Origin of the sequence: Ancylobacter polymorphus (genome assembly GCF_022836935.1) — a bacterium.
Classification (GTDB): Bacteria; Pseudomonadota; Alphaproteobacteria; order Rhizobiales; family Xanthobacteraceae; genus Ancylobacter; species Ancylobacter polymorphus_A.
On sequence record NZ_CP083239.1, the window covers coordinates 2,158,689 to 2,184,364 of the forward strand.

24 protein-coding genes and 1 pseudogene are annotated in these 25,676 nt (G+C 67.2%); 10 read left to right on the forward strand and 15 right to left on the reverse strand.

Features of this window, described 5'->3' with window-relative positions:
- The first annotated feature begins 208 nt into the window (after positions 1-208).
- Positions 209-454, forward strand: a complete 246-nt coding sequence (locus tag K9D25_RS10190) for a hypothetical protein (protein WP_244450726.1) — start codon at positions 209-211, stop codon at positions 452-454.
- Positions 455-458: 4 nt separating this feature from the next.
- Here K9D25_RS10190 and K9D25_RS10195 read toward each other — a convergent pair whose 3' ends face one another.
- Together K9D25_RS10195 and K9D25_RS10200 are read right to left on the reverse strand one after the other, a co-directional pair.
- The gene (locus K9D25_RS10195) at positions 459-665 is read right to left on the reverse strand and encodes a hypothetical protein (protein ID WP_244450727.1); all 207 of its coding nucleotides are present in this window, start codon (positions 663-665) and stop codon (positions 459-461) included.
- A 203-nt stretch (positions 666-868) separates the two neighbouring features.
- The gene (locus K9D25_RS10200; protein ID WP_244450728.1) at positions 869-1,006 is read right to left on the reverse strand and encodes a hypothetical protein; all 138 of its coding nucleotides are present in this window, start codon (positions 1,004-1,006) and stop codon (positions 869-871) included.
- Between the two features lie 237 nt (positions 1,007-1,243).
- Here K9D25_RS10200 and K9D25_RS10205 point away from each other — a divergent pair, with 237 nt between their 5' ends.
- Positions 1,244-2,419, forward strand: a complete 1,176-nt coding sequence (locus K9D25_RS10205; RefSeq protein WP_244450729.1) for a phosphoserine transaminase — start codon at positions 1,244-1,246, stop codon at positions 2,417-2,419.
- Between the two features lie 221 nt (positions 2,420-2,640).
- On the forward strand, positions 2,641-4,227 hold the full coding sequence (gene serA / locus K9D25_RS10210; protein WP_244450730.1) for a phosphoglycerate dehydrogenase: 1,587 nt from the start codon (positions 2,641-2,643) through the stop codon (positions 4,225-4,227).
- A gap of 72 nt (positions 4,228-4,299) precedes the next feature.
- Here serA and eda read toward each other — a convergent pair whose 3' ends face one another.
- Positions 4,300-4,947, reverse strand: a complete 648-nt coding sequence (gene eda / locus K9D25_RS10215; protein ID WP_244450731.1) for a bifunctional 4-hydroxy-2-oxoglutarate aldolase/2-dehydro-3-deoxy-phosphogluconate aldolase — start codon at positions 4,945-4,947, stop codon at positions 4,300-4,302.
- 188 nt (positions 4,948-5,135) lie between these two features.
- On the opposite strand from eda, the pseudogene puuE reads away from it, so the two are divergent.
- Positions 5,136-6,050 (forward strand): annotated as a pseudogene (gene puuE / locus K9D25_RS10220) (allantoinase PuuE); the annotation flags it as partial.
- Positions 6,051-6,069: 19 nt separating this feature from the next.
- On the forward strand, positions 6,070-6,432 hold the full coding sequence (locus K9D25_RS10225; RefSeq protein WP_244450733.1) for an MliC family protein: 363 nt from the start codon (positions 6,070-6,072) through the stop codon (positions 6,430-6,432).
- Here K9D25_RS10225 and K9D25_RS10230 read toward each other — a convergent pair.
- Positions 6,372-6,905 carry a two pore domain potassium channel family protein gene (locus tag K9D25_RS10230; RefSeq protein ID WP_244450734.1) on the reverse strand — a complete coding sequence of 178 codons (534 nt, stop codon included), beginning with the start codon at positions 6,903-6,905 and terminating at the stop codon, positions 6,372-6,374. The two genes, K9D25_RS10225 and K9D25_RS10230, sit on opposite strands and share 61 nt — an antisense overlap.
- A gap of 30 nt (positions 6,906-6,935) precedes the next feature.
- Between K9D25_RS10230 and K9D25_RS10235 the strand changes: the two genes are divergently transcribed.
- Entirely contained in the window at positions 6,936-7,775 is an 840-nt protein-coding gene (locus K9D25_RS10235; protein WP_244450735.1) for a GNAT family N-acetyltransferase, read from the forward strand.
- Here K9D25_RS10235 and K9D25_RS10240 read toward each other — a convergent pair.
- Together K9D25_RS10240 and K9D25_RS10245 are read right to left on the reverse strand one after the other, a co-directional pair.
- Positions 7,716-8,684: a DMT family transporter gene (locus K9D25_RS10240; protein WP_244450736.1), complete on the reverse strand. Its 969-nt coding sequence runs from the start codon at positions 8,682-8,684 to the stop codon at positions 7,716-7,718. The genes K9D25_RS10235 and K9D25_RS10240 overlap by 60 nt on opposite strands.
- Positions 8,685-8,826: 142 nt before the next feature.
- Positions 8,827-9,720, reverse strand: coding sequence for a VOC family protein (locus K9D25_RS10245; RefSeq protein ID WP_244450737.1), 894 nt, complete (start codon positions 9,718-9,720; stop codon positions 8,827-8,829).
- A 288-nt stretch (positions 9,721-10,008) separates the two neighbouring features.
- Between K9D25_RS10245 and K9D25_RS10250 the strand changes: the two genes are divergently transcribed.
- The 3 genes from K9D25_RS10250 to K9D25_RS24920 all read left to right on the forward strand — a co-directional run bounded on the left by K9D25_RS10250 (position 10,009) and on the right by K9D25_RS24920 (position 13,234).
- Positions 10,009-11,301 (forward strand): adenylosuccinate synthase, encoded by a 1,293-nt coding sequence (locus K9D25_RS10250; RefSeq protein WP_244450738.1) that lies wholly within the window; start codon positions 10,009-10,011, stop codon positions 11,299-11,301.
- A gap of 28 nt (positions 11,302-11,329) precedes the next feature.
- Positions 11,330-12,901 (forward strand): hypothetical protein, encoded by a 1,572-nt coding sequence (locus K9D25_RS10255; RefSeq protein ID WP_244450739.1) that lies wholly within the window; start codon positions 11,330-11,332, stop codon positions 12,899-12,901.
- Positions 12,902-13,105: 204 nt separating this feature from the next.
- A complete protein-coding gene (locus K9D25_RS24920; protein WP_279613807.1) occupies positions 13,106-13,234 on the forward strand; it encodes a hypothetical protein in 129 nt (42 codons plus the stop codon).
- 62 nt (positions 13,235-13,296) lie between these two features.
- Here the strand turns inward: K9D25_RS24920 and sucD are convergent, their stop codons facing one another.
- The 7 genes from sucD to gcl all read right to left on the reverse strand — a co-directional run bounded on the left by sucD (position 13,297) and on the right by gcl (position 21,330).
- Positions 13,297-14,193, reverse strand: a complete 897-nt coding sequence (gene sucD / locus K9D25_RS10260) for a succinate--CoA ligase subunit alpha (protein WP_244450740.1) — start codon at positions 14,191-14,193, stop codon at positions 13,297-13,299.
- Positions 14,193-15,392 carry an ADP-forming succinate--CoA ligase subunit beta gene (sucC, locus tag K9D25_RS10265; protein WP_244450741.1) on the reverse strand — a complete coding sequence of 400 codons (1,200 nt, stop codon included), beginning with the start codon at positions 15,390-15,392 and terminating at the stop codon, positions 14,193-14,195. The genes sucD and sucC overlap by 1 nt, the downstream gene beginning before the upstream one ends.
- A gap of 132 nt (positions 15,393-15,524) precedes the next feature.
- Positions 15,525-16,298 (reverse strand): fumarylacetoacetate hydrolase family protein, encoded by a 774-nt coding sequence (locus tag K9D25_RS10270; RefSeq protein ID WP_244450742.1) that lies wholly within the window; start codon positions 16,296-16,298, stop codon positions 15,525-15,527.
- A 12-nt stretch (positions 16,299-16,310) separates the two neighbouring features.
- Positions 16,311-17,288, reverse strand: a complete 978-nt coding sequence (locus K9D25_RS10275; protein ID WP_244450743.1) for a 2-dehydropantoate 2-reductase — start codon at positions 17,286-17,288, stop codon at positions 16,311-16,313.
- A gap of 369 nt (positions 17,289-17,657) precedes the next feature.
- Positions 17,658-18,548 carry a 2-hydroxy-3-oxopropionate reductase gene (gene glxR, locus K9D25_RS10280; protein WP_244450744.1) on the reverse strand — a complete coding sequence of 297 codons (891 nt, stop codon included), beginning with the start codon at positions 18,546-18,548 and terminating at the stop codon, positions 17,658-17,660.
- 49 nt (positions 18,549-18,597) lie between these two features.
- The gene (otnI, locus tag K9D25_RS10285) at positions 18,598-19,383 is read right to left on the reverse strand and encodes a 2-oxo-tetronate isomerase (RefSeq protein WP_244450745.1); all 786 of its coding nucleotides are present in this window, start codon (positions 19,381-19,383) and stop codon (positions 18,598-18,600) included.
- Positions 19,384-19,566: 183 nt separating this feature from the next.
- A complete protein-coding gene (gcl, locus tag K9D25_RS10290) occupies positions 19,567-21,330 on the reverse strand; it encodes a glyoxylate carboligase (RefSeq protein WP_244450746.1) in 1,764 nt (587 codons plus the stop codon).
- 384 nt (positions 21,331-21,714) lie between these two features.
- Here gcl and K9D25_RS10295 point away from each other — a divergent pair, with 384 nt between their 5' ends.
- Entirely contained in the window at positions 21,715-22,533 is an 819-nt protein-coding gene (locus tag K9D25_RS10295; RefSeq protein WP_244450747.1) for an IclR family transcriptional regulator, read from the forward strand.
- A 208-nt stretch (positions 22,534-22,741) separates the two neighbouring features.
- Here the strand turns inward: K9D25_RS10295 and frc (K9D25_RS10300) are convergent, their stop codons facing one another.
- Both frc (K9D25_RS10300) and frc (K9D25_RS10305) read right to left on the reverse strand, forming a co-directional pair.
- A complete protein-coding gene (frc, locus tag K9D25_RS10300; protein ID WP_244450748.1) occupies positions 22,742-23,992 on the reverse strand; it encodes a formyl-CoA transferase in 1,251 nt (416 codons plus the stop codon).
- 330 nt (positions 23,993-24,322) lie between these two features.
- The gene (gene frc, locus K9D25_RS10305; RefSeq protein WP_244450749.1) at positions 24,323-25,600 is read right to left on the reverse strand and encodes a formyl-CoA transferase; all 1,278 of its coding nucleotides are present in this window, start codon (positions 25,598-25,600) and stop codon (positions 24,323-24,325) included.
- Positions 25,601-25,676: the final 76 nt, after the last annotated feature.

Genomic DNA, 25,676 nt, shown 5'->3' on the forward strand with positions numbered 1-25,676 from the left:
GAAGCGGCCCAATGCCGTCGTCCATGTAGATGACATTACGCCATTTTGGCGTAGTCGTCAATAGCGATCATGACATTCGCGCTGAGCGCGGATCGCTGCCGGGACGCCTCCCGTTTCTTAGCCCTCGGGCGTTCCTCCCTGTCGACTTGCCCCGCCGGCCGAAAGGTCGCGCGGGGCCTTTTCGTCGTTTCTGGCCTATGCTCCCGGCATGGCCTCATCTAACGGCGCCCTCGGCGAGTGCATCGCCCTCGGCTATGGCATCCGGGCGACGTGCCTGGCGTGCTGGCATGCGCGGGAGCTTGATCTGCCGGCGCTCGCCGCTCGGCTCGGGCTGGACCACGGCGCTCTGCATGACGATCTCGTCCCGCGCCTGCGATGCGCCGAGTGCGGCAGCAAGCGAATCGCGCTTACGGCGCTGCCGCCCGATGTGCCGACCTGGGGCGGGGCGACGTGAAGGCTTAGACCACGCAGTGGAGCCCCTCGCCACGCTCGTTCAATTCGGAGTGCAGAGCCTCAAGGATGAAGTCGCCCTTGTCCTTCGGCTCATAGATGCGATCCCATGCCGTCCATGCCCGCTTAAGCTGCTCGGTCGGGAGGCGCTTGATCACCTCTCGGCATTCTGGGCCGGGAGGAATGTCAGGCAGGAACTCAATGACATCGCCCATCCCTCACTCCTCTATGTCTGGTGCGGTGAAGCGGGATGGCTCTTGATGCTCATCCCCGCGAGCAAATACGATCAGATCGCCTTCGGCAATCTCCCGGCGAGCGCGAGTGTCCCACCAGCGGTGAATGAAGTCAGGCCGCCCGAAAGCGCGCACGGCCGATGTGTACTCGTCGCCCCGGAATCCGACGAAATGGACGCAGCGTCTCACTTGATAGCCCATAGCCGCAGGCACTCCTCGCACATCTCGCCACCTGGCCCGCGCTTCGGGCAGTCGGCCGGGCAATCGGGCTGCATCAGCCAGCGCCAGAGGCGGCGGGCGGCGGCTATGACGCGCTTAAGCATGCGCGGCCCCGGGGAACAGGCGCGGAACGGGGAGCGAGGTGGCTGTGTCAGTTTTGTGCCACTTCCTGACACATGTTCGCTGCGCGTTCCTGCGAGCGAACGGCGCGTTCGAGGTTGCGACGAAGCGAACATAGGCGGGAAAGCCTTTTCCTATTGCGCTTTCGCTCCGGCCGGAGTAGACCCCTTCTCGGGCTACCCCTCCCCACCGAGGGGCACCCATCTGGAAGGATGGCTATCATGACAAATACCGCGCAGCCGGCTGTGAAGCCGGCCAATCCCAATTTTTCGTCCGGCCCCTGTGCCAAGCGTCCCGGCTGGACGCTTGAGGCTTTGAGCGACGCTCCGCTCGGCCGCTCGCACCGTGCCAAGGTCGGCAAGGCGAAGCTGAAGCTCGCCATCGACCTCACCCGCGACGTCCTCGAAATTCCCGCTGATTACCGCATCGGCATCGTTCCCGCGTCCGACACCGGCGCGGTCGAGATGGCGCTGTGGTCGCTGCTCGGCGCGCGCCCGGTCGATCTTCTCGCCTGGGAAAGCTTCGGCGAAGGCTGGGTGACGGATGTCGTCAAGCAGCTCAAGCTCAAGGACGCCCGCGTCCTGAAGGCGCCTTATGGCGAACTGCCCGATCTCGGCCAGGTGAATTTCGACCATGACGTGGTCTTCACCTGGAACGGCACCACCTCGGGCGTGCGGGTGCCGAATGGTGATTTCATCCCCGCCGACCGGCAGGGTCTGACCATTTGCGACGCCACCTCGGCCGCCTTCGCGCAGAATCTCGACTGGGCCAAGCTCGATGTCGTGACCTATAGCTGGCAGAAGGTGCTGGGCGGCGAAGCCGCGCACGGCATGCTGATCCTCTCACCCCGCGCGGTCGAGCGGCTGGAAAGCTATGTTCCGGCCTGGCCGCTGCCGAAGATCTTCCGCCTCACCAAGGGCGGCAAGCTGATCGAAGGCACCTTCGAGGGCGAGACCATCAACACCCCGTCCATGCTCTGCGTCGAGGACTATATCGACGCGCTGAACTGGGCGAAGGCGGTGGGCGGGCTCAAGGGCCTGCAGGCGCGCTCGGACGCCAATTTCAAGGTGCTGGCCGACTATGTCGCCAAGACGCCCTGGATCGACTTCCTCGCCACGGTGCCGGAAACCCGCTCCAACACCAGCGTGTGCCTCGTGGTCGCCGACCCCGAGGTGAAGGCGCTGGCGCCGGACGCGCAGGCGGCTTTCGCCAAGGCGCTGGCGGCGTCGCTGGAAAAGGCCGGCGTCGCCTATGACATTGGCGCCTATCGCGACGCGCCGGCGGGCCTGCGCATCTGGGCGGGCGCCACGGTCGAGGCGTCCGATCTCGACGCGCTGCTGCCCTGGCTCGACTGGGCTTTCGCCACCGCCAAGGCCGGCCTCAAGCAGGCGGCCTGAGCCCCTTTCGCGACGGTCCCCGCCGCTGACGCAAGGGGACGGCGAAGGGGCCGTGCAGGCGGCGAAGGCGCAGGGCTTTCTCTCCCGGCCGCGTCTCGCCTTCGACGCCTTGCATGTGCGCCCGACGAACGCTTCGTCGTCCCCTCCCGCCAGCGGCGGGAGCCTTACCTCTCCCGCTCCGCGCGGGTCGATGTTCCCCTTTTCCGAACAGGATGAAGCCCATGGCTCCCCGCGTTCTCATTTCCGATGCGCTTTCCCCCGCCGCCGTGCAGATATTCAAGGACCGCGGCATCGAGGTCGATTTCCAGCCGGCGCTGGGCAAGGACAAGGACAAGCTGGCCGAGATCATCGGCAATTATGATGGCCTCGCCATCCGCTCCGCCACCAAGGTGACGCCGAAGATCCTCGCCAACGCCACGCGGCTGAAGGTGGTCGGGCGCGCCGGCATCGGCGTCGACAATGTCGACATCCCGGCCGCGACCGCCAAGGGCGTGATCGTGATGAACACGCCGTTCGGCAATTCCATCACCACCGCCGAGCACGCCATCGCCATGATGTTCGCGCTCGCCCGCGAAATCCCCGCCGCCGACGCCTCCACCCAGGCCGGCAAGTGGGAGAAGAACCGCTTCATGGGCGTGGAGCTGACCGCCAAGACGCTCGGCATCATCGGCTGCGGCAATATCGGCTCCATCGTCGCCGACCGCGCCATCGGGCTGAAGATGAAGGTCGTCGCCTTCGACCCCTTCCTCTCGCCGGAGCGCGCCAAGGATATCGGCGTCGAGAAGGTGGAGCTGGACGACCTGCTCGCCCGCGCCGATGTCATCACCCTGCACACGCCGCTGACCGACAAGACCCGCAACGTGCTCTCCGCCGAGGCGCTCGCCAAGACGAAGAAGGGCGTGCGCATCGTCAACTGCGCGCGCGGCGGGTTGGTCGACGAGGCGGCGCTGGCGGAAGCGCTGAAGAGCGGCCATGTCGCGGGCGCGGCCTTCGACGTGTTCATCACCGAGCCGGCGACCGAGAACCCGCTTTTCGGCCTGCCCAACGTGATCTGCACCCCGCATCTCGGCGCCTCCACCACCGAGGCGCAGGAGAATGTCGCGCTGCAGGTGGCCGAGCAGATGAGCGATTATCTGCTGCGCGGCGCCATCTCCAACGCGGTGAACTTCCCCTCGATCACGGCGGAAGAAGCGCCCAAGCTGAAGCCCTTCATCGAACTCGCCGAAAAGCTCGGCTCCTTCGCCGGCCAGCTCACCGACACCGACATCCAGACCGTGCGCATCACCTATGACGGCGCGGTGGCGAGCCTGAAGATCAAGGCGCTGACCTCGGCGGCGGTGGCCGGCCTGCTGCGCCCGGCGCTGGCGGACATCAATGTCGTCTCGGCGCCGAGCATCGCCAAGGAGCGCGGCATCGTGGTGGAAGAGACCACCCGCGAGATCGCCGGCGATTATGAGAGCCTGATCACGCTCACCGTCATCACCGACAAGATGGAGCGTTCCATCTCCGGCACGGTGTTCGCCGATGGGCGCCCGCGCATCGTCGACATCAAGGGCATCAAGGTGGACGCGGAGTTCGCGCCCTCCATGCTCTACGTCACCAATGAGGACAAGCCGGGCTTTGTCGGCCGCTTCGCCGGCCTCTTGGGCGATGCCGGCATCAACATCGCCACCTTCGCGCTCGGCCGCGACCGGCAGGGCGGCGACGCCATCGCGCTGGTGGAAGTCGACGGCTCGGTGCCGGCCGAGCTGCTGGCCAAGGTGCAGCAGCTCCCCTCGGTGAAGCAGGCCAAGCCGCTGGCGTTCTGAGGCGCGGCTTTCCTCTCAACGAAAAAGGCCCCCGGAGCGATCCGGGGGCCTTTTGCATGAAGCGCGCTGCGCTCACATCGGAAAAGCGGCGCGGTGCAGCTTGGCGGCGGCCTTGGCGAGCGCGACGATCTGCTCCCAGTCGCCCATCGTCACCGCCTCGTTCGGCGCCACCCAGGAGCCGCCGACGGCGAGAATGTTGGGCTGGGCGAGATAGGCGCCGACATTGGCCGGGCTGATGCCTCCCGTCGGGCAGAAGCGCAGATCGGGGAGCGGGCCGGCCAGCGACTTGATGAGGTTGACGCCGCCCACCGCTTCCGCGGGGAACAGCTTGAGCACGGGGAAGCCCAGCGCGTGCAGCGTCATCGCCTCGGTGGCGGTGGCGCAGCCGGGCATGACCGGCACCGGCGCTTCGGCCAGCGCCTCGGCCAGCGCGGTCGGGCAGCCGGGGCTGACGAGGAAGCGCGCGCCGGCGTCGATGGATTTCTGGATCAGGTCCGGCCGCGTCACCGTGCCGGCGCCGACAATGGCGTCCGGCACCTCGGCGGCGATGGCGGCGATGGCTTCCAGCGCCGCCGGGGTGCGCAGCGTCACCTCGATCAGCGGCAGCCCGCCCTCGGCCAGCGCCCGCGCGAGCTTCACGCCCGCGGCGACGCTCGGCACGGTGACGACGGGGACGACGGGAGCGCGGGCGAGCAGGAGGCTGGGGTCGGGAAGCGACATCGGAGACCTTGCGCAAGAGTGGCGGGGAATGCGTTGCGACATCAAGACCGCCGGGCGCCGGCTTGTCGAGAGGCAGGGCCGAGAATTGTGCGCTGCGGCGTGGACAGTGCCGGTTCCGCCGCAGCTTTGAACCGGCTAGCCTGAGCGCCGCCCTTCGCCGCCCGCCGCTCGCCCCCGGACCCGCCCGCATGTTCAACATCGATTCCGTCTATCCCCGCGACCTCATCGGCTATGGCCGCACCCCGCCGGACCCGAAATGGCCGGGCGGGGCGCGGATCGCGGTGCAGTTCGTCATCAATTACGAGGAGGGTGGCGAGAACTGCATCCTGCATGGCGACGCTGCTTCCGAGGCCTTCCTCTCCGAGATCGTCGGCGCCCAGCCCTGGCCGGGGCAGCGGCACATGAATGTCGAGAGCATGTATGAATATGGCGCGCGCGCCGGCTTCTGGCGGCTGTGGCGGCTGTTCACGTCGCGCGGCCTGCCGGTCACGGTCTATGGCGTCACCACGGCGCTGGCGCGCAACCCGGAAGCGGTCGCGGCGATGAAGGAGGCGGAATGGGAGATCGCCAGCCACGGGCTGAAATGGATCGACTACCGCAACCATTCCTACGCGGCGGAGAAGGCCGACTTCGACACCGCGCTGCGCCTGCACACGGAGATCACCGGCGAGCGCCCGCTCGGCTGGTACACCGGCCGCACGTCCGAGCATACGCGCCGCATCGTCATGGAGGAGGGCGGCTTTCTCTATGATTCCGACATCTATTCCGACGAACTGCCCTTCTGGGTGGAGGGCCCGCGCGGGCCGCACCTCTCCATTCCCTATACGCTCGACGCCAATGACATGCGCTTCGCCATTCCCGCCGGTTTCGACCATGGCGAGCCGTTCTTCGCCTATCTGCGCGACAGTTTCGACGTGCTCTATGCCGAAGGGGCGGACGCGCCGAAGATGATGAGCGTCGGCCTGCATTGCCGGCTCGCCGGCCGGCCGGGGCGGTTCCTGGCCCTGCAGCGCTTTCTCGACCACATCGCCCGCCATGACCGTGTATGGGTGCCGCGCCGGATCGACATCGCCCGGCACTGGCACGCCCATCACAAGCCGTCCCCGACATCGGAGTAAGGCCATGACCCGCCCTGCCATTCGGCTCGCCCTTCCCGTCCTTGCCGTGCTCGGCGGCCCGGCGCTGGCTGACCAGATCGTCCTTCCCCTGCCAAAGGGGGTGAAAGCGGAGACGCTTCGCGTGGCCTATGACTGCGGCGCCTTCGGCCGCGTGGCGGCGCAGTATGTCAACGCCCCGCCGGTGGCGCTGGCCAGCCTCTCCTTCAAGGGCGAATTCGTGGTGGCGGCCAATGTCATCGCCGCGTCCGGCGCGCGCTATGCCGGCGGCAAATACATCTGGTGGACCAAGGGCAACAGTGCCGACCTCTATGATGTGACCCTGGGCGAGGGGGCGGCGCCGGTCGCGTCATGCACATCGACCGGGTGAGCGTCCTCATGAACCTCCTCGTCATGGCGCGGCGCCCGTCGGCGCGGCGGACGGCGCACCTCCGACAGATGCTGCTGGATGACGAGAAAGAGCAGTGCCGTGCTCCAGCCGAACATCATGATGCCGCTGCCCGCCGTCATCGGGTCGATCAGCCGGGTGCCGGCGTCCTGCGTCGACTGGCCGAAGCCCAGCGCGGTGTAATTGACGAAGGCGGAGTAATAGGCGTCGTTGTGATCCTCGACGATGCCCTGCATGGCATAGACAACGGCCCAGAGGCCGACCTCGACGAGATGGGCGACGAGCAGCACGATATTGGCGACGGTAAGCGCCATGAGCAGTCGCAGCCGGGGATGACGCTTGAACATGTTGTCATAGGCGTCCGCCCAGTCGAGCAGGACATAGGTCGCCATCAGATGAACCAGCATCACAAGCATCATCAAGGCGATGCCGATGCCGATTTCCTTGATGATCATTGTCGTCTCCCGAGGGCGGAGGAGGAGTGAATGCCGGTGGTACCTAGCATTCGCGCGCTTAACAGGGCGGAAATCGGGCTGGCGGTGGAATGGGCGGCGGCGGAAGGCTGGAATCCCGGCCTCGCCGACGCCGGCTGCTTCGCCACGGTCGATCCGGCGGGCTTTCTCGTTGCCGAAGTCGACGGTGCGCCGGCGGCGGTGATCTCGGTGGTGAACTACGATCCGCGCTTCGCCTTTCTCGGCTTCTACATCGTGCGGCCGGACCTGCGCGGGCAGGGCATCGGGTTTCGCCTGTGGCAGGCGGGTCTCGACCATGCCGGGGCGCGCACCATCGGCCTCGACGGGGTGGTGGCGCAGCAGGCCAATTACGCCAGCCAGGGCTTCGCCTTCGCCCATCGCAACATCCGCTTCACGGGCACGCCGGAAGCCGGCGAGATGGGGGAGACGGTGGACCTCGCGCAGGTGCCGTTCGCGGCGATAGAGGCCAGCGATGCCGAGGTGTTTCCCGCGCCCCGTGCCGCCTTTCTCAAGGCGTGGATCACTGCACCGGGCCATGTCGGCAGGGCGGTACTGCGCGAGGGTCGGCTTGCCGGCTGGGGCGTGGTGCGCCCGGCGCGGACGGGCTGGAAGATCGGGCCGCTGGTCGCCGAGGAGGCGGAGGTGGCGGACAGCCTGTTTCGCGTGCTGCGGGCGGCGGCGGGGAGCGGGCCCATCGTACTCGACGTGCCGGAGCCGAACGCGCCGGCGCTGGCGCTCGCCCGCCGGCACGGGCTCTCCCCCGTGTTCGAGACGGCGCGGATGTACCGGGGCTCACTCCGGCCGGCGAGGCTGGAGCCGGTCTATGGCGTCACCAGCTTCGAGCTCGGCTGAAGCGGGCGGGCGGCCGGTCTTCGGCGCCCACTTGGTGGCGATGACGACGCCGGACAGCACCAGCGCATAGCCGGCGGCGTGGTAGAGATGCGGCCGCTCGCCGAGAAAAAGGATGGCGAGCGCCGAGCCGAACACCGGCATGAGGTGGAAGAATGGCGCGGCGCGGTTCGGCCCCACCAGCTGCACCGCGCGGTTGAAGAACAGATAGGCCAGCAGCGAGGGAAACAGCGCGACATAGACGATGGCGGTCAGCGCCTTGGCGTCGAAGGTCAGCGGCGGGCCCATGATCCGCTCCGCCAGGAAAAGCGGCGTGAGCATAAAGAGGCCGAGGCTGAGGCTGATGCCGAGAAAGCCGAGCGCGGAAAAGGCCGGCCGGCGCGCCAGCAGCGAGGAATAAAGCCCGTAGAGCACCATCGCCGCGATCAGCCACAGATCGCCTCGGTTGAAGGCGATGTTCATCAGCACATGCGGATCGCCCCGGCAGATGATGGTGAGCACGCCCATCAGCGACAGGAAGATGCCGGCCGCCTGACCGGGCGATAGCCGCTCGCCATTGAGCAGCAGCGACCAGAAGGCGATGAGCAGCGGCCCGGTCGATTGCAGCAGCAGCGCGTTCAGCGCTGGGGTGAACTCCAGCGCGTGGTACTGCATGGTGTTGAACAGGGTGATGCCGGTGAGCGCGAGCAGGCCGACCAGCTTCCAGTGCCGGCGCAGCAGCGGCCAGTCCGCTCGCATCGCGCGCCAGGCGAAGGGCAGGAGAATCATCACCGCCAGCGCCCAGCGCAGCCAGGCGAGGCTCGCCGGCGGCACATGGCCGGCGACGTGACGGCCCATCACGATGTTGCCCGCCCAGAACAGCGAGACGAGGGGCAGCAACAAGTAAGGCGCGTTGAACAGGCGGCGGAACATAAGCGGGCCCGGGTGCGAACGGGTGGCGCGCCGAGGCTTTAGCGTATTTCCGCCGCGCTGGCGCCGCCGGGCGGGAGGCGCCAGCATGAAATCTTCTGATCCATCGCCGCGCGCCGCTGATGTGTCGCGCGGCCGGCAGGGCTCAATTGGCGGCGCGGATCACGGCCCGCGTGCCCCAGGGGTCGGTGACGGCGAAGCCGTGCGGGCGCGCCGCTACCGCCTCGCCCCCCGCGTTCAGCCGCGCGCGCACCGCCTCCACGGCGGCGGCGTCGGGCAGCACGATTTCATACGCGACGAGGCCGACGCTGTTGGCGGGGGCCGGCCCGCCATTGCGGCTGTGCCAGATGTTGAGGCCGAGATGGTGGTGATAGCCGCCGGCGCTGACGAACAGCGCGCCGGGATAGCGCTCTGTCGTGATGGCGAAGCCGAGCCGGTCGACATAGAAGGCGCGGGCGCGCGCGAGGTCGCCGACCTGGAGATGCACATGGCCGACGCGTGTGCCCTCGGGCATGGGGGCGTCGAGCGGGGCGCCCTCGGGCACATCGGCGAGGAGTTTGCGCAAATCGAGCGGGTGCGTCGCCATCTCGATCGTCGCCTTGTCCCAGCGCCAGTCGCCCTCCGGGCGGTCGCGATAGATTTCGATGCCGTTGCCGTCGGGGTCGTCGAGATAGAGCGCCTCGCTCACCAGATGGTCGGAGGCGCCGAGCCGCACGCCCTGCGCCACCAGCCGGCGCAGCACCACGGCGAGGGCGGGCCGATCCGGGACCAGCAGGGCGACATGGAACAGGCCGGTGGTGCCGGCCGGGCGGGCATGGGCATCGGGTGCGCCGACCAGCTCGATCAGCGTCTCGTCCCCGACGCCGAGGCGCAGGCTGCCATCCTCGCCCTTGCCAAGCAGCGCGAGCCCCACCGTGCCGGTGTAGAAGGCGGCCGAGCGCGCCGCGTCACGCACGCGCAGGCGCACCGCGCCAAGGCGCAGGGTGGCGGGCAGGGCGGAAGCGGCGGCGGGCGACGGGGCGGCGGAAAGCGTGTTCATGGCGGATCCTCGGGGAGTCTTCATCTCTTGCCCCTAAGGTCGTGCAATACCGATCGCGCCGCAATGGTGGGCCGATTGCAGTGTTGCAATACCGACCTGTCCTCGCCGCCCGGTTCGATGCCGCGGCGCGCGCTTGTGCATCGCGTTAACGGCATGGCCCGCGTTCTTGCCTCTCCCGGTGTCATACCTTAAGACGAAGCAGCCCCGGTCGGACGTTCGCCGGGGCTTTGTCTGTGCGCGGGCACGGCACGCCGCCGCACCCCGCCTCGCAATGCAGGAGCGTGGCTCGTGGCGAATGTGGTCGTCGTCGGTTCCCAGTGGGGCGACGAGGGTAAGGGTAAAATTGTCGATTGGCTGAGCGAGCAGGCGGACGTGGTCGTCCGCTTCCAGGGCGGCCACAATGCCGGGCATACGCTCGTCGTTGGCGACAAGACCTACAAATTGTCGCTGCTGCCGTCCGGCCTGGTGCGCGGCGCCCGGCTGTCGATCATCGGCAATGGCGTGGTGCTCGACCCGTGGGCGCTGGTGGACGAGATCACCCGCATCACCGGCCAGGGCGTCGAAGTGACCCCCGAGCGGCTGCGCGTGGCGGAGAATGTCGCGCTGATCCTGCCGCTGCACCGCGAACTCGACGCGATTCGCGAGAACGCCTCCGCCGGCACCAAGATCGGCACAACCAAGCGCGGCATCGGCCCGGCCTATGAGGACAAGGTGGGCCGGCGCGCCATCCGCCTGATCGACCTCGCCTCGCCGGAAACGCTGGCCGGCAAGATCGACCGGCTGCTGGCGCACCACAACGCGCTGCGGCGCGGCCTCGGCATCGAGGAAGTGGACGCCGCCCGTCTTGCCGCCGAACTCGCCGAGATCGCCCCCAAGGTGCTGCCCTATATGGACCGCGCCTGGGCGCTGCTCGACGACGAGCGCCGGCGCGGCGCCAAGATCCTGTTCGAGGGCGCGCAGGGCGCGCTGCTCGATGTCGACCACGGCACCTATCCCTTCGTGACCTCCTCCAACACGGTGGCGGCGCAGGCGGCCACCGGCTCCGGCCTCGGCCCGGGCGCCATCGGCTATGTGCTCGGCATCACCAAGGCCTACACGACCCGCGTCGGCGAAGGCCCGTTCCCGACCGAGCTGCACGACGACACCGGTCGGCGCATCGGCGAGCGCGGCCATGAGTTCGGCACGGTCACCGGCCGTCCGCGCCGCTGCGGCTGGTTCGACGCCGCGCTGGTGCGCCAGACCGTGCGCACCTCGGGCATCAACGGCATCGCGCTGACCAAGCTCGACGTGCTGGACGGCTTCGACGAACTGAAGATCTGCACGCGCTACCGTCTCGACGGGCAGGAGATCGACTATTTCCCCGCCGGGCAGGACGCCCAGGCGCGGGTCGAGCCGGTCTATGTCACCATCGAGGGCTGGAGCGAATCGACCGCGGGTGCCCGCTCCTGGGCCGACCTGCCGGCCGAGGCGGTGAAGTATGTGCGCCTTATCGAGGAACTGATCGGCTGCCCGGTGGCTTTGCTGTCCACCAGCCCCGAGCGCGACGATACGATCCTGGTGCAGAACCCGTTTGAATCCTAGACCTTCCCTCCGGACCTGAACCTCCCCCATGGCCGATTACTACCCGCTCATCGCCCGCGCCGTTGGCGGCCTCCCCGACAAGACGGTGGAGGCGCGCAAGGCTGTCTATGAGCGGGCGCGGCGGGCGCTTCTCGCCCAGCTCACCGCGGTCGACCCGCCGCTTTCTCCGGCCGATGTCACCCGCGAGCAGCAGGCGCTGGAGACGGCGATCGACCGGGTGGAGGCCGATTTCGGCGGAACGGTTTCGGCCGCTCCGCCCCGTGCCCCGGCGCCGCCACCCGCGCCGGTGAGCCCGCCTGCCGCAGCGCCTGCGCCGCCACCCGTTGCGCCGACGCCTCCGCCCGTGGCCCGGGCGCCGCTCACCGCTGCGAATCCGCCGGCGGCACCGGCAACCCCATCTGCGCCGCCCCCGTCGGTCTCGCCAGCCGCCTTCCCCGAAGCCGCCCCGCCGCCGCGCTGGAGCGGGCGCAGCCCGGAGCGTCCCGTGGAGCGAGCGCCCGAGATCGGCACCGGCTTTCACCCCAGCGAGGCCGAAGCGGTGGCCGCCGGGCTGGAGCCGCCGCGCGGCGCCGCCCGCCCGTCCGACTGGCGCAGCGAGGCTGCCCGGCTGGTGCGCGAGCGTGAGGCCGGTGAGGCCGCTCAGGACATCGCCCGCGAGGGGGCCCGTGCCAGCGGCGAAGCGCTGCCGCACACGGCGGATGAAGGCGAGGAACCGCCGGTCGCCGAGGCGCCCGCCGCCAAGAGTGGGCGCAGCCGGCTCATCGCCATTGGCCTTTTCGTGCTGCTGCTGATCGCCGGCGGCGTCGTCGGCTATACCCAGCGCGCGACCATCGTGGCGCTTCTGCATGGCGGCAGCGCCGGCTCGTCCACGCCCTCCGCGCAGGCGCCGGCCACACCGGCCCGCGCCGATGCCCCGAAGTCGACGGATCGCATCACGCAAGCGAGCGGCGAGCCCGCCTCCGCGCCGGCCAGCGCGCCGCAGGCGCCGGGGGGCGCCGATGCGGGGCAGAGCACCGACCAGCGCGCCGTGCTGTTCGAGGAAAGCCCCGGCGGCGGCGAGCAGGGGCTGCAGCAATATGTCGGCACGGTGGAGTGGAGCACCGAGCAGGCCAGCGCCAGCGCCGGCCAGCCGGCCGATCTCGGCGTGCGGGCGGAGATTTCCATTCCCGCGCGCAATTTCAGCGCCACGCTGACCTTCCGCCGCAACCAGGACCCGTCGATTCCGGCCTCGCATATCGTCGAGGTGCAGTTCAAGCTGCCGCCGGGCTTCGATCTCGGCAACATTTCCAGCGTGCCGGGCGTACGGGCGAAGGCATCGGAAGGGGCGCAGGGCGCGCCGCTGGTGGGGCTCGCCGTGCGGGTGGCGCCGAACTACTTCCTGATCGGCCTGTCCTCGCTGCCGACGGACGTGCAGCGCAATCTCGGCTTCATCATCTCCCGCAACTGGCTCGACCTGCCGCTGGTGTTCGAGAATGGCCGCCGCGCCATTCTGGTGCTCGACAAGGGCGGGGCCGGGCAGGCGGCGTTCCGCCAGGCCTATACGGCGTGGGGCCTCGCCCCGGCGACGCCGCCCGCGCAGCAGGACCAGAACCCGAACTGACACATGTTCGCAGCGTTACAAAGAAAAAGGGGAAGCCTCGTGCTTCCCCTTTTTCTTTGTGCCTTCACCGGCGGAGCCGCTGGCGGGTTCCGGTGGGTCAATGTCATGCGTCTGGCGCAAGGGCGGTATCTGGTATGTGGTATACCACAAACACGCGGTCGTCGGTATTGTGCGTCGCAACACAGACGCGATCGGAGTCGGCGCATGTTCCAGTCGATTTACCCCCTCCTGCCGCTGCTCATTCTCGGCCATGCGTGGATGACGATCATGATCGTCGAGCTGCTCGGCAATGAGGAGACGGCGGGAATGGCGCCGGAATGCTACCCGGCATGACATGAAAAACCCCGCGGCGGCGCCGCGGGGTTTGTCGTGTTCAGGCCCTGGACGCGTGCCGATCAGGCGGCGACGCGGCCCTTGAGCACCTCGACCAGCGTCTTGCCGAGCCGCGCGGGGGAGGGGGAGACCACGATGCCGGCCTCTTCCATCGCCGCGATCTTGTCCTCGGCGCCGCCCTTGCCGCCGGAGATGATGGCGCCGGCATGGCCCATGCGGCGGCCGGGAGGGGCGGTGCGGCCGGCGATGAAACCGACCATCGGCTTCTTGCGGCCGCGCTTGGCCTCGTCCTTGAGGAACTGCGCCGCTTCTTCTTCCGCCGAGCCGCCGATCTCGCCGATCATGACGATGGATTCGGTGGCGTCGTCGGCCAGGAACAGTTCCAGCACGTCGATGAACTCGGTGCCCTTCACCGGGTCGCCGCCAATGCCGACGGCGGTGGTCTGGCCGAGGCCTTCCTGCGAGGTCTGGAACACCGCCTCATAGGTCAGCGTGCCGGAGCGCGAGACGACGCCGACCGAGCCCTTCTTGAAGATGTTGGCCGGCATGATGCCGATCTTGCACTCGCCGGCGGTGACGATGCCGGGGCAGTTGGGGCCGACGAGGCGGGACTTGGAACCGTCCAGCGCGCGGCGCACCTTCACCATGTCGAGCACCGGAATGCCCTCGGTGATGCAGACGATGAGCGGGATTTCCGCCGCGATCGCCTCGCAGATGGCATCCGCCGCGCCCGGAGGCGGCACATAGATGACCGAGGCGTCGGCGCCGGTCTTCTCGCGCGCCTCGGCGACGGTGTCGAACACCGGCAGGCCGAGATGGGTGGAGCCGCCCTTGCCCGGCGAGGTGCCGCCGACCACCTGCGAGCCATAGGCCAGCGCCTGCTCGGAGTGGAAGGTGCCGTTCTTGCCGGTGAAGCCCTGGGTGATGATCTTGGTGTTCTTGTTGATGAGGACCGACATCACACAGTCTCCTTCACGGCCTTGACGATCTTCTGCGCGGCATCGTCGAGATCGTCGGCGGGGATGACGTTCAGGCCGCTGTCACGGATGATCTGCTTGCCTTCCTCGACATTGGTGCCTTCGAGGCGCACCACCAGCGGAACCTTGAGGCCGACCGCCTTCACCGCGGCGATGACGCCGCGCGCGATGACATCGCACTTCATGATGCCGCCGAAGATGTTGACGAGGATGCCCTTCACGCTCGGATCGGAGGTGATGATCTTGAACGCCGCCGTCACCTTCTCTTCCGTGGCGCCGCCGCCGACATCGAGGAAGTTGGCCGGGCTTTCGCCATAGAGCTTGATGATGTCGAGCGTCGCCATGGCAAGGCCGGCGCCGTTGACCATGCAGCCGATCGTGCCGTCGAGGGCGATATAGGCGAGGTCGTATTTCGAGGCCTCGATTTCCTTGGCGTCTTCCTCGGTCTCGTCGCGCAGCGCCACCACATCGGCGTGGCGGTAGAGCGAGTTGGAGTCGAAGGAGATCTTGGCGTCGAGGCACTTCAGCTTGCCGTCCTTGGTGACGACCAGCGGGTTGATCTCGAGCATCGCCATGTCCTTGCCGACGAAGGCGGCATAGAGCTTGGCGACGAGGTCGCCGGCCTGCTTGGCGAGATCGCCGGTGAGGCCGAGTGCCTGCGCGACGGTGCGCCCGTGATGGGGCATCACGCCGGTGGCGGGATCGACGGAGAAGGTGTGGATCTTCTCAGGCGTGGAGTGCGCGACTTCCTCGATGTCCATGCCGCCTTCGGTGGACACGACGAAGGCGATGCGCGAGGTAGCGCGGTCGACGAGGGCGGAGAGGTAGAACTCCTTGTCGATGTCGGAGCCTTCCTCGATATAGACGCGGTTGACCTGCTTGCCGGCCGGGCCGGTCTGGATCGTCACCAGCGTCTTGCCGAGAATCTGCTTGGCATTGGCGGCCGCTTCCTCGGCGGACTTGACGACGCGCACGCCGCCCTTTTCGCCGGCATCGGCCTCCTTGAACTTGCCCTTGCCGCGCCCGCCGGCGTGGATCTGGCTCTTCACCACCCAGACGGGGCCGGCGACCTTGGCCGCGGCGGCTTCCGCCTCAGCGGCGTCGAGAATGGCAACGCCATTCGGCACCGGGACCCCGTATTCGCGGAGCACTCCCTTGGCCTGATATTCATGGATGTTCATTAATTCCGCTCCTCCACAACCGGCGGGTCGGGAGAGCCGCCCCGGCCCTCCCGTCGATTGGCGTATCCTATTTCCCTATAGGCGCACACGCGCCAAGACGCTACTGCGCCGAAACGCAGACACCCTATGCCGCTACTGCACGAAGGTGTTGCTCAGCGTCCCGATGCCCTCGATCACGATTTCCACCGTGTTGCTCGGGGCCTTCATCACACCGACGCCGACCGACGTGCCGCAGCAGATGATGTCGCCGGGGTTCAGTGTCATGTCGTGCGAAATGCGGCTCACCAGCTGGCGGGCCGAAAAGACCATATCGCTGATCGGGTAGTTCTGGCGCTCGTCGCCATTGAGCACCGTGCGCACGACGAGGCTGGCGGGATCGACATCGGTCGCCACCACGGGCCCGAACGGGCCGAAGCCGTCGAAGCTCTTGGCCCGCACCCATTGGGCGAAGGTGGCGTCCTTGTTGATGATGTCGGCCGCGGTGATGTCGTTCACGCAGGTATAGCCGAAGATGTAGCCATCGGCTTCTTCTTCGGAGACGGCGGTCGCCTTCTTGCCGATGACGATGCCGAGCTCGCCCTCATAAACGACCTTGCCGTCATAGGAGGCCGGGCGGTGCACGGTGGCGCCGGGGCTGGTGAGGCAGGAACCGGCTTTGAGCAGATAAAGCGGATCGGCCGGAACCGGCGAATTGATCTTGGCCGCGAGGGCGTGGAAGTTGTTCCACAGCGCGATGACCTTGGTCGGCTCCGTCGGGGCGAGGAGATCGACCTCGGAGAGCGCGATGCGCTCTCCGGTCGGCGTGGCGCCAGCGAACATGTCGCCGCTGTGAACCGCGATGGTGTCGCCCTCGAGCGTGCCGAAGCCGGCCGCGCCCGAGCGCTGGTAACGAACCCAGTGTGCCATGTCTCGCCGAACTCAGTTGTAGCAGCCGGCGATCTGCGCGCGCTGGCGGACCAGCGAGAGCACAACGTCGATGGTCGGGGTCGGGATGCCGGCGAGGCGGCCCATTTCCTGGACGACGGTGACGAGCGCGTCGATTTCCATGGCGCGGGAGCGTTCGAGATCCTGCAGCATGGAGGTCTTGTGCGCGCCGACGGCACCGGCGCCGTCAATGCGGCGTTCGACGCCGACGCGGAAATTGACGCCCGACTGGACGGCGATTTCCTGCGCTTCCAGCATCATCGCCTTGGCGACCGCGCGGGTGCCGGGATCGGAGGCGATCACGTCCAGCGTCGCGTGGGTGAGGGCGCTGATCGGGTTGAAGCAGAGATTGCCCCACAGCTTCAGCCACAGCTCGTCGCGAATGTTGGGCAGCACGGGCGCGCGCATGCCGCCGGCGGCGAAGGCCTCCGAGAGCTTGGTGGCGCGGTCGGTGATCTCGCCGGAGGGCTCGCCCAGCGGGAACTTGTCACCATAGACGTGCTTGATGACGCCCGGCTCGACCACTTCCGTCGCGGGATAGACGATGCAGCCAATGGCGCGCTCGGGGCGCAGGCCATTCCACTGCTTGCCGCCGGGATCGACGCTTTCCAGCGTCTTACCTTCGAGCTGATCGCCATGCTTGTAGTAGTACCAGTAGGGCACGCCGTTGACGGCGGTGACCACGGCGGTGTCGTTGCCGAGCAGCGGCTGCATGGCGTCGACGACGCCCGGCACCGAATGGGCCTTGAGCGCGACGATGACATAGTCCTGCGGGCCGAGTTCGGCCGGGTTGTCGGAGCAGGGAATGTGCTCGACACGCTCTTCGCCGTCGATGAGCAGCTTGAGGCCGTTCTTCTTCATGGCCTCGAGATGGGCGCCACGGGCAACGAGGCTGACATCGACGCCCGCCCGCTTGAGCTGGACGCCAACATAACCGCCGATCGCGCCGGCACCATAGATGCAGACCTTCATGGGACTCCCTCCTATGTCCAGGCTGCCCCCGCGGCGCCCGGACTTGTTTGGTATTTTGTATGCCATGATTAGGTGCAATGAGCCCCTAGTCAAGAGCGAAGGCACGGGCGTGATAAAACGTCGCGCATGTTTAGCCGCTTCGCTTATCCCAGCGGGGCGTGTTTGCGACGTGTCACTTAAGTTACTTCGCGAAGGACCGGCTTGTCCACGGTGTATAGGCCAGAACAATTGTCTGAATGAATACGCAAAAGACGGCGCGGGGCGTCGGATTTCACTAGCCGGACAGCAATGCTTACTTTTCTCGTCAGAAACAGTTCGGGGGCGCCAAGCGCCCCCGAAGGTCGTTTTGAATTATGAATGCAGATGCGTTCAGGCGTCCGGCGCGACGGTGTGATTGGCCATCAGTTCCAGCGCCTTGACGAGGGCCGAGTGGTCCCAGGCCGAGCCGCCATTGGCGGCGCAGGTGCTGAACAGCTGCTGCGCCAGCGCGGTGGAGGGCAGCGCCATCTGCATCTGACGCGCGCCGTTCAGCGCCAGGTTCAGGTCCTTCTGGTGCAGCTCGATGCGGAAGCCCGGATTGAAGGTGCGCTTGATCATGCGCTCGCCATGGACTTCCAGAATGCGCGAATTGGCGAAGCCGCCCATCAGCGCCTGGCGCACCTTGGCCGGGTCCGCACCCGCCTTGGAGGCGAAGAGCAGCGCCTCGCCGACGGCGAGGATGTTCAGCGCGACGATGATCTGGTTGGCCACCTTGGTGGTCTGGCCGTCGCCATTGCCGCCGACGAGGGTGATGTTCTTGCCCATCTTCTCGAAGAGCGGCTTCACCGTCTCGAACGCCTTCTCCGGGCCGCCGACCATGATGGTGAGCGAGGCCGCCTTGGCGCCGACCTCGCCGCCCGACACCGGGGCGTCGAGATAGTCGCAGCCGAGTTCGTTGATCTTCTTGGCGAACTCCTTGGTCTCGACCGGGGCGATCGAGGACATGTCGACCACGATCTTGCCCGGGGTGAGGCCGGCGGCGATGCCGTTCTCGCCGAACAGGGCGGCGTTCACATGCGGGGTGTCCGGCACCATGGTGATGATGATGTCGGCGTTCTTGGCGACTTCGGTGCCGCTGGCGCAGGCCACGCCGCCCTTGCCGGTCAGCTCGGCCGGAACCGGCTTGACGTCGTAGAGATAGAGCGTGTGGCCGGCGTCGATGAGATGACCGGCCATGGGCGCGCCCATGATGCCGAGACCGACAAATCCAACATTCGCCATCGTCTTATCCTCGTTTTCCCAGACGTTTCGTTTCTTGACCGCCGCAGCCTCACGCTGCGCCGGTGAGTTCCTTCAGCCAGCCGAGGCCGGCGGCCGTTTCGCCCTTCGGCTTGTATTCGCAGCCGACCCAGCCCTCGTAGCCGATGGCGTCGAGATGGCGGAACAGGAAGGGGTAGTTGATCTCGCCGGTGCCGGGCTCGTTGCGGCCGGGATTGTCGGCAAGCTGGATATGCGCGATCTGGGGCAGGTTCGCCTCGATGGTGCGGGCGAGATCCCCTTCCATGATCTGCATGTGGTAGATGTCGTACTGGATGAAGAGGTTGTCGGAACCGACCTCTTCGATGATCGCCTTCGCCTGCTTGGTGTAGTTCAGGAAGAAGCCGGGAATGTCGCGGGTGTTGATCGGCTCGATCAGCAGCTTGAGACCGGCTTCCTTGATCTTCGGCGCGGCGAACTTCAGGTTATTGACGAAGGTGTTGTGCAGCAGCTCGCGGTCGGCGCCCGCCGGGGCGATGCCGGCGAGGATGTTGACCTGCGGGCAGCCGAGCGCCGTGGCGTAGCTGATCGCCTTGTCGACGCCGGCGCGGAACTCGTCCACGCGCTCGGGCAGGATGGCGATGCCGCGCTCACCCGCGCCCCAATTGCCGGCGGGGAGATTGTGCAGGACCTGGCTGAGGTTGTTCGCCTTCAGCTTGGCGACCAGTTCCTCGACCGGGAAGTCATAGGGGAACAGGTACTCAACGCCGGTGAAGCCGGCGGCGGCGGCCTTCTCGAAACGATCGAGGAAGGGCACCTCGTTGAACAGCATGGTGAGATTGGCGGCAAAACGGGGCATGGACCGCTCCTGGGGCATTCGTAAGATGGACGGGCTCCCTCTCCCCGGCGGGGAGAGGGGTGGAGTGAGGGGGCTAGCGCTGGAGGAGGCTTATCCCCTCACCCGCCGCTGCGCGGCGACCTCTCCCCAACGGGGAGAGGAAAGTAAAGGCTAATCGGTTCGCGTATCAGCGCGACAACACCCTCACGCCTTGGCCGCGTCTTCCAGCGGCAGGTCGAGCACTTCCTCGAACTCGTTCACCGCGTCGATCTCGGTGCCCATGGCGATGTTGGTGACGCGCTCGAGAATGAACTCCATCACGACCGGCACCTGGTGCTCCTTCATCAGTGCCTTGGCCTTGACGAAGGCGTCCTTGAACTCGTTCGGCGAGGAGACGCGCACCGCCTTGCAGCCGAGGCCCTCGGCCACCGCCACGTGATCGACGCCATAGCCGGCATTCTCGTCGGCATTGATGTTGTCGAAGGCGAGCGAGACCTCGAAGTCCATGTTGAAGCCGCGCTGCGCCTGACGGATCAGCCCGAGATAGGAGTTGTTCACCACCACATGGATGTAGGGCAGCTTGTGCTGGGCGCCCACCGCCAGCTCCTCGATGAGGAACTGGAAGTCATAATCGCCGGAGAGCGCGACGATCTCCGCATCCGGGTCCGCCGCGCGCACGCCGAGCGCCGCCGGAAGAGTCCAGCCGAGCGGGCCGGCCTGGCCGCAATTGATCCAGTTGCGCGGCTTGTAGACGTGCAGCATCTGCGCGCCGGCGATCTGGCTGAGACCGATGGTGGAGACGTAGCGCGTGTCGCGGCCGAACGCCTCGTTCATCTCCTCATAGACGCGCTGCGGCTTGAGCGGCACATTGTCGAAATGCGTCTTGCGCAGCATGGTCTTCTTGCGGTCAAGGCATTCCTTGGCCCAGGCGGAACGGTCCTTCAGCTTGCCGGCGGCCTTGTATTCCTTCGCCACCTCGATGAAGAGGTCGAGCGCCGCGCCGGCATCGGAGACGATGCCGAGATCCGGGCCGAACACGCGGCCGATCTGGGTCGGCTCGATGTCGACGTGAATGAACTTGCGGCCCTTGGTGTAGACATCGACCGAGCCGGTGTGGCGGTTCGCCCAGCGATTGCCGATGCCGAACACGAAGTCCGAGGCCAGCATGTTGGCATTGCCATAGCGGTGCGAGGTCTGCAGGCCGCACATGCCGGCCATCAGGTCGTGATCGTCGGGAATCGTGCCCCAGCCCATCAGGGTCGGGATGACGGGCACGCCGGTCAGTTCGGCGAATTCGACCAGCTTGTCGGAGGCGTCCGCATTGATGATGCCGCCGCCGGAGACGATGAGCGGGCGCTCGGCCTCGTTCAGCATGGCAATGGCCTTCTCGGCCTGCTTGCGCGTCGCCTTGGGCTTGTAGACTTCGAGCGGGGCGTAGGTTTCCTCGTCGAACTCGATCTCGGCCAGCTGCACGTCGATCGGCAGGTCGATCAGCACCGGGCCGGGACGGCCGGAGCGCATGACGTGGAAGGCCTGCTGGAACACCATCGGCACCAGCGCCGGCTCGCGCACCATGACCGCCCACTTGGCGACCGGCTTGGCGATGGATTCGATGTCGACCGCCTGGAAGTCTTCCTTGTAGAGGCGGGCGCGCGGGGCCTGGCCGGTGATGCACAGGATCGGGATCGAATCGGCGGAGGCCGAATACAGGCCGGTGATCATGTCGGTGCCGGCCGGGCCGGACGTGCCGATGCACACGCCGATATTACCGGCCTTGGCGCGGGTGTAGCCTTCGGCCATGTGCGAGGCGGCCTCGACATGGCGGGCGAGCACGTGGCGCGTCTGGCCATAGGCGCGCATCGCGGAATAGAGCGGATTGATCGCGGCACCGGGAACGCCGAAGGCGGTGGTGACGCCTTCCATTGCGAGAATCCGGATCGCCGCATCGACGGCACGCATCTTGGCCATGGCACTTCCTCCTCGCGTCGCAGGTCCGGCGGGGGCTCGCCCCTTGAAGGGGCTGGCGGCGCCCGGCACCGGCCTGTTCGACCTGTTCAAAACACTTGTCCGGCACCGCACGGCGCCGCCTTGCGCGGGGGTCGCGGAACCCAGGCGCATGCTGCGGGGCGGTATCATTCTTTCCGCACTGCGGAATGAATTTCCGAAATCGCGGAAAACATGCCACGGCGGCGCTATTTCCGCAATACGGGATATATTTCTGGTTTGCGAAAAATGTGAGGATGCGCCTTTATGCGGGGAGGCGACCCCGCCGGCCGATGGCCTAGGCTGTGCGGCGTAGGCAGCGGGGCCGGGCGGTGCGATGGTGTGCTCCCTTTCGGAGGTGATCTGCGGATGAATCAGGATGTTCCGACCGTGCGCCGCCGCGGCCGCCCTTCCTCCGCGACCGGAACCGAGGGCGGGGGCGAGGTGCAGTCGCTCGACCGCGCCATCGCGTTGCTCGAAGTGCTGGCGCTGTCCGACGGGCTGACGCTGAGCGAGGTGGCGCGCGCGGCCGAACTGCCGACCTCCACCGTGCACCGCCTGCTGACCACGCTGGAGCGGCGCGGCCTCGTCGGCCATGACGCGGCGACCGGGCTGTGGATGGTCGGCATCGGCCTGTTCCGTGTTGGCTCGGCCTATCTGCGTATCCGCAAGCTGCCCGAGATCGCCCGCGCGCTGCTGCGCGAACTCTCGCACGGGGTGAACGAGACGGTGAACCTGTCGCTGATCGAGGGGCCGCATCTCGTCTGCGTCGCGCAGGTGGAAAGCCATGCCGCGGTGCGCGCCTTCTTCCGCATAGGCGGCGATCTGCCGATCCACGCCTCGGGCGGCGGCAAGGCCATTCTCTCCGCCATGAACCCGGAGGCGCGGCGCGCCTGGCTCGGCGGCGACCAGCTGCAGCGCTTCACCGAGCACACCCATATCAGCCGGCGCGCCCTGCAGGCCGACCTTGCCGAAATCGCCGAGCGCGGCTTTTCCATCGACGATGAGGAGCACACGCCGGGCATGCGCTGCGTGGCGGCGGCGGTGCTGGACGAATGGCGCGAGCCTGTGGGGGCGATCTCGATCTCCGCGCCGACCGTGCGCATGCCGCCCGAGCGCATCGCCGATCTCGGCTCGCGTGTGCGCGAGGCGGCGCGCCGGCTGACGACGCAATATTCGGGGCGGTAGCGCGCAAAAAAAAAGCCGGCGCTCATCGCGCCGGCGTTAGTCGCCTAGGAGGAACCGAACGTTGGGTGAACCCTTCGTCCTGCTCCGGGAGGCTCGTGGGCTTTTCCCTCTCCGCCGCATCTGCCGCGTGGCGTGAAAGGGGGCCGATAGGTCCCGCGGAAGGCGGGAAAGGAGCGGCGCCGGGCGCCGCTCCGCAGGCCACAGGCGATCAGACCGCCTTGGCGTCGTGCATCGCGGCGATTTCTTCCTGCGAATAGCCGAGCTGGGCGAGCACTTCGTTGGTGTGCTGGCCGAGCAGCGGCGAGGCGGTGACCTCGACTTCCACGTCCGAGAACTTGATCGGCGAGCCGACGGTCAGATACTTGCCGAGCTTGGGGTGATCGACCTCGACCACGGTGCCGCTCTTGCGCAGCGACGGGTCGTTGGCGATTTCCTTCATCGACAGCACCGGGGCGCAGGGGATGTCGAACTTGCGCAGGATGTCGATGGCTTCGAACTTCGTCTTGTCGGCGAGCCAGGACTCGATGAAGGCGAAGATGTCGAAGATCTTGTCCTGACGGGCTTCGGCGGTGTTGTAGGCCGGATCGTCAATCCACTCCGGCTTGCCCAGCGCCTTACAGATCGGCGCCCAGGCATGGCCCTGAATGGTGAAGTAGATGTAGGCGTTCGGGTCGGTCTCCCAGCCCTTGCACTTCAGCACCCAGCCCGGCTGGCCGCCGCCGCCGGCATTGCCGCCGCGCGGAACGACATCCGAGAACTCGCCATGCGGGTACTGCGGATATTCTTCGAGATAGCCGAGGGCGTCGAGGCGCTGCTGGTCACGCAGCTTGACGCGGCAGAGGTTGAGCACCGAATCCTGCATCGACACGGCGACCTTCTGGCCCTTGCCGGTCTTCACCTTCTGGTGCAGCGCGGTCAGGATGCCGATGGCGAGGTGCATGCCGGTGTTGGAATCGCCGAGAGCGGCGGCCGACACGGTCGGGGGGCCATCCCAGAAGCCGGTGGTGGAGGCGGCACCGCCCGCGCACTGCGCGACGTTCTCGTAGACCTTCAGGTCCTCATAGGCGTGGCCTTCCGAGAAGCCCTTCACCGAAGCGAGGATCATGCCCGGGTTGAGCGACTGGATGTGCTCCCAGGTGAAACCCATGCGGTCGAGCGCGCCGGGGCCGAAATTCTCGACCATCACGTCCGACTCCTTGATCAGCTTGGTCAGGACTTCCTTGCCCTGCGCCGTCTTGGTGTCGAGCGTCAGCGAACGCTTGTTGGAGTTCAGCATGGTGAAGTACAGCGCGTCGGCGTCCTTGACATGACGCAGCTGCGAGCGCGTGACATCGCCCGCGCCGGGGCGCTCGACCTTGATCACGTCGGCGCCGAACCAGGCAAGAAGCTGCGTGCAGGCCGGACCGGCCTGAACGTGCGTGAAATCGATGATCTTAATACCTTCGAGGGGCTTAGACATTGTAGTCGACTTCCCTTTTCGCGTTAACAGTCCGGACGGAGGCTCACCCTGCCGCCGGATTGAGGCCTCCATCCCGCGGATGGAAGGCTTTCGTCTCCCCATGCTCCCCGGCGCTGTTCAGCACCGGCGGGCATCTCCCAGGGGGTGATCGACTTCGGAACGATTCACGACTTCTTTTCGTCCACCCTGGCCTCACATCCCGCCGGGCGCCGCGCCTCGGGCGGCCTTCCGGCGGAACGTCTCGTTGCGGGCATGCCGCGGTTGCCCGCGCCATGCCCGTATCGTCACGCGACGCCTCCCGTCGCCGGGAGGCGCGTCAGGCGCGCAGGATCACTCCGCCGCCAGCGCCACGGGGGCGCCGACCGCGCCGGAGGCCTTGATGCGCTCGATCTCGTCGCCACCGAGGCCGAGAACCTCGGCGAGGATTTCCTCGGTGTGCTCGCCCAGCAGCGGCGAACGCTCGACCGCGACATCATTGTCCGACAGCTTGATCGGGTTGCCGACGGTCAGATACTTGCCGCGCGTGGGGTGGTCGATCTCCACCAGCGTGCCGGTCGCGTAGAGCGACTCGTCCTCGGCGATCTCCTTCATCGAGAGCACCGGGCCGCAGGGAATGTCGACCTTGTTGAGGATTTCCATCGCCTCGAACTTGGTGTGGGCCATGGTCCACGATTCGATGCGGTGGAAAATCTCGTTGAGATGCGGCAGGCGGGCCGCCGGCGTGGCGTAGTTCGGATCGGTCTTCCACTCCGGCTCGCCGATGACGTCGCAGATCTTCCCCCAGACCGGGGCCTGGGTGATGAAATAGATGTAGGCGTTGGGATCGGTCTCCCAGCCCTTGCACTTCAGGATGCGGCCCGGCTGGCCGCCACCGGAATCATTGCCGGCGCGGGGCACGGTGTCGCCGAAGGGGAAGCCCTCGCCGAACTGGCTGTATTCGCGCAGCGGGCCGCGATCGAGGCGCTGCTGGTCGCGCATCTTCACGCGGCAGAAATTCAGCACCGCGTCCTGCATGGCGCAGAGCACCTTCTGGCCACGGCCGGTCAGCGTGCGCTGGTACAGCGCGGTGACGATGCCAAGCGCCAGGTGCAGGCCGGTGCCGGAATCGCCGATCTGCGCGGCGGTGACGAGCGGCAGCCCGTCGCGGAAACCCGTGGTCGAGGCGGAACCGCCGGTGCACTGGGCGACGTTCTCATAGACCTTGCAGTCCTCGAACGGGCCGGGGCCGAAGCCCTTAACCGAGGCGAGGATGATGCGGGGGTTCAGTTCCTGGATGCGTTCCCAGCTGAAGCCCATGCGGTCGAGCGCGCCCGGGGCGAAATTCTCGACCATCACGTCGCAGATCTTCACCAGTTCCTCGAGGACCTTCTTGCCCTCGGGCTTCTTGGTGTCGAGCGTGATGGAGCGCTTGTTGGAGTTCAGCATCGTGAAGTAGAGGCTGTCCGCATTGGGGACATCGCGCAGCTGGGCGCGGGTGACATCCCCTTCGCCCGGGCGCTCTACCTTGATCACATCGGCCCCGAACCACGCGAGAAGCTGCGTGCAGGTGGGGCCGGACTGAACATGGGTGAAATCGAGGACGCGAACGCCGTCCAATGCCTTGCCCATGGGGTTCCTCTCAAGATGACCCGGCTTTTCGCCGTTGTGTCTTTGTTACTTAGGGAATGGGACGGGTGGGGATATT

Coding starts and splice junctions, on each gene's coding strand:
- sucC (WP_244450741.1), bottom strand. CDS start 15,392: ATGAACATCCATGAATATCAGGCCAAGGGAGTGCTCCGCGAATACGGG.
- gcl (WP_244450746.1), bottom strand. CDS start 21,330: ATGGCCAAGATGCGTGCCGTCGATGCGGCGATCCGGATTCTCGCAATG.
- sucD (WP_244450740.1), bottom strand. CDS start 14,193: ATGTCGGTCCTCATCAACAAGAACACCAAGATCATCACCCAGGGCTTC.
- K9D25_RS10295 (WP_244450747.1), top strand. CDS start 21,715: ATGAATCAGGATGTTCCGACCGTGCGCCGCCGCGGCCGCCCTTCCTCC.
- frc (WP_244450749.1), bottom strand. CDS start 25,600: ATGGGCAAGGCATTGGACGGCGTTCGCGTCCTCGATTTCACCCATGTT.
- K9D25_RS10225 (WP_244450733.1), top strand. CDS start 6,070: ATGACCCGCCCTGCCATTCGGCTCGCCCTTCCCGTCCTTGCCGTGCTC.
- K9D25_RS10230 (WP_244450734.1), bottom strand. CDS start 6,905: ATGATCATCAAGGAAATCGGCATCGGCATCGCCTTGATGATGCTTGTG.
- K9D25_RS10235 (WP_244450735.1), top strand. CDS start 6,936: ATGCCGGTGGTACCTAGCATTCGCGCGCTTAACAGGGCGGAAATCGGG.
- K9D25_RS10270 (WP_244450742.1), bottom strand. CDS start 16,298: ATGGCACACTGGGTTCGTTACCAGCGCTCGGGCGCGGCCGGCTTCGGC.
- serA (WP_244450730.1), top strand. CDS start 2,641: ATGGCTCCCCGCGTTCTCATTTCCGATGCGCTTTCCCCCGCCGCCGTG.
- K9D25_RS10195 (WP_244450727.1), bottom strand. CDS start 665: ATGGGCGATGTCATTGAGTTCCTGCCTGACATTCCTCCCGGCCCAGAA.
- K9D25_RS10240 (WP_244450736.1), bottom strand. CDS start 8,684: ATGTTCCGCCGCCTGTTCAACGCGCCTTACTTGTTGCTGCCCCTCGTC.
- K9D25_RS10275 (WP_244450743.1), bottom strand. CDS start 17,288: ATGAAGGTCTGCATCTATGGTGCCGGCGCGATCGGCGGTTATGTTGGC.
- K9D25_RS10205 (WP_244450729.1), top strand. CDS start 1,244: ATGACAAATACCGCGCAGCCGGCTGTGAAGCCGGCCAATCCCAATTTT.
- eda (WP_244450731.1), bottom strand. CDS start 4,947: ATGTCGCTTCCCGACCCCAGCCTCCTGCTCGCCCGCGCTCCCGTCGTC.
- K9D25_RS10255 (WP_244450739.1), top strand. CDS start 11,330: ATGGCCGATTACTACCCGCTCATCGCCCGCGCCGTTGGCGGCCTCCCC.
- K9D25_RS24920 (WP_279613807.1), top strand. CDS start 13,106: ATGTTCCAGTCGATTTACCCCCTCCTGCCGCTGCTCATTCTCGGCCAT.
- K9D25_RS10245 (WP_244450737.1), bottom strand. CDS start 9,720: ATGAACACGCTTTCCGCCGCCCCGTCGCCCGCCGCCGCTTCCGCCCTG.
- glxR (WP_244450744.1), bottom strand. CDS start 18,548: ATGGCGAATGTTGGATTTGTCGGTCTCGGCATCATGGGCGCGCCCATG.
- K9D25_RS10190 (WP_244450726.1), top strand. CDS start 209: ATGGCCTCATCTAACGGCGCCCTCGGCGAGTGCATCGCCCTCGGCTAT.
- otnI (WP_244450745.1), bottom strand. CDS start 19,383: ATGCCCCGTTTTGCCGCCAATCTCACCATGCTGTTCAACGAGGTGCCC.
- K9D25_RS10200 (WP_244450728.1), bottom strand. CDS start 1,006: ATGCTTAAGCGCGTCATAGCCGCCGCCCGCCGCCTCTGGCGCTGGCTG.
- frc (WP_244450748.1), bottom strand. CDS start 23,992: ATGTCTAAGCCCCTCGAAGGTATTAAGATCATCGATTTCACGCACGTT.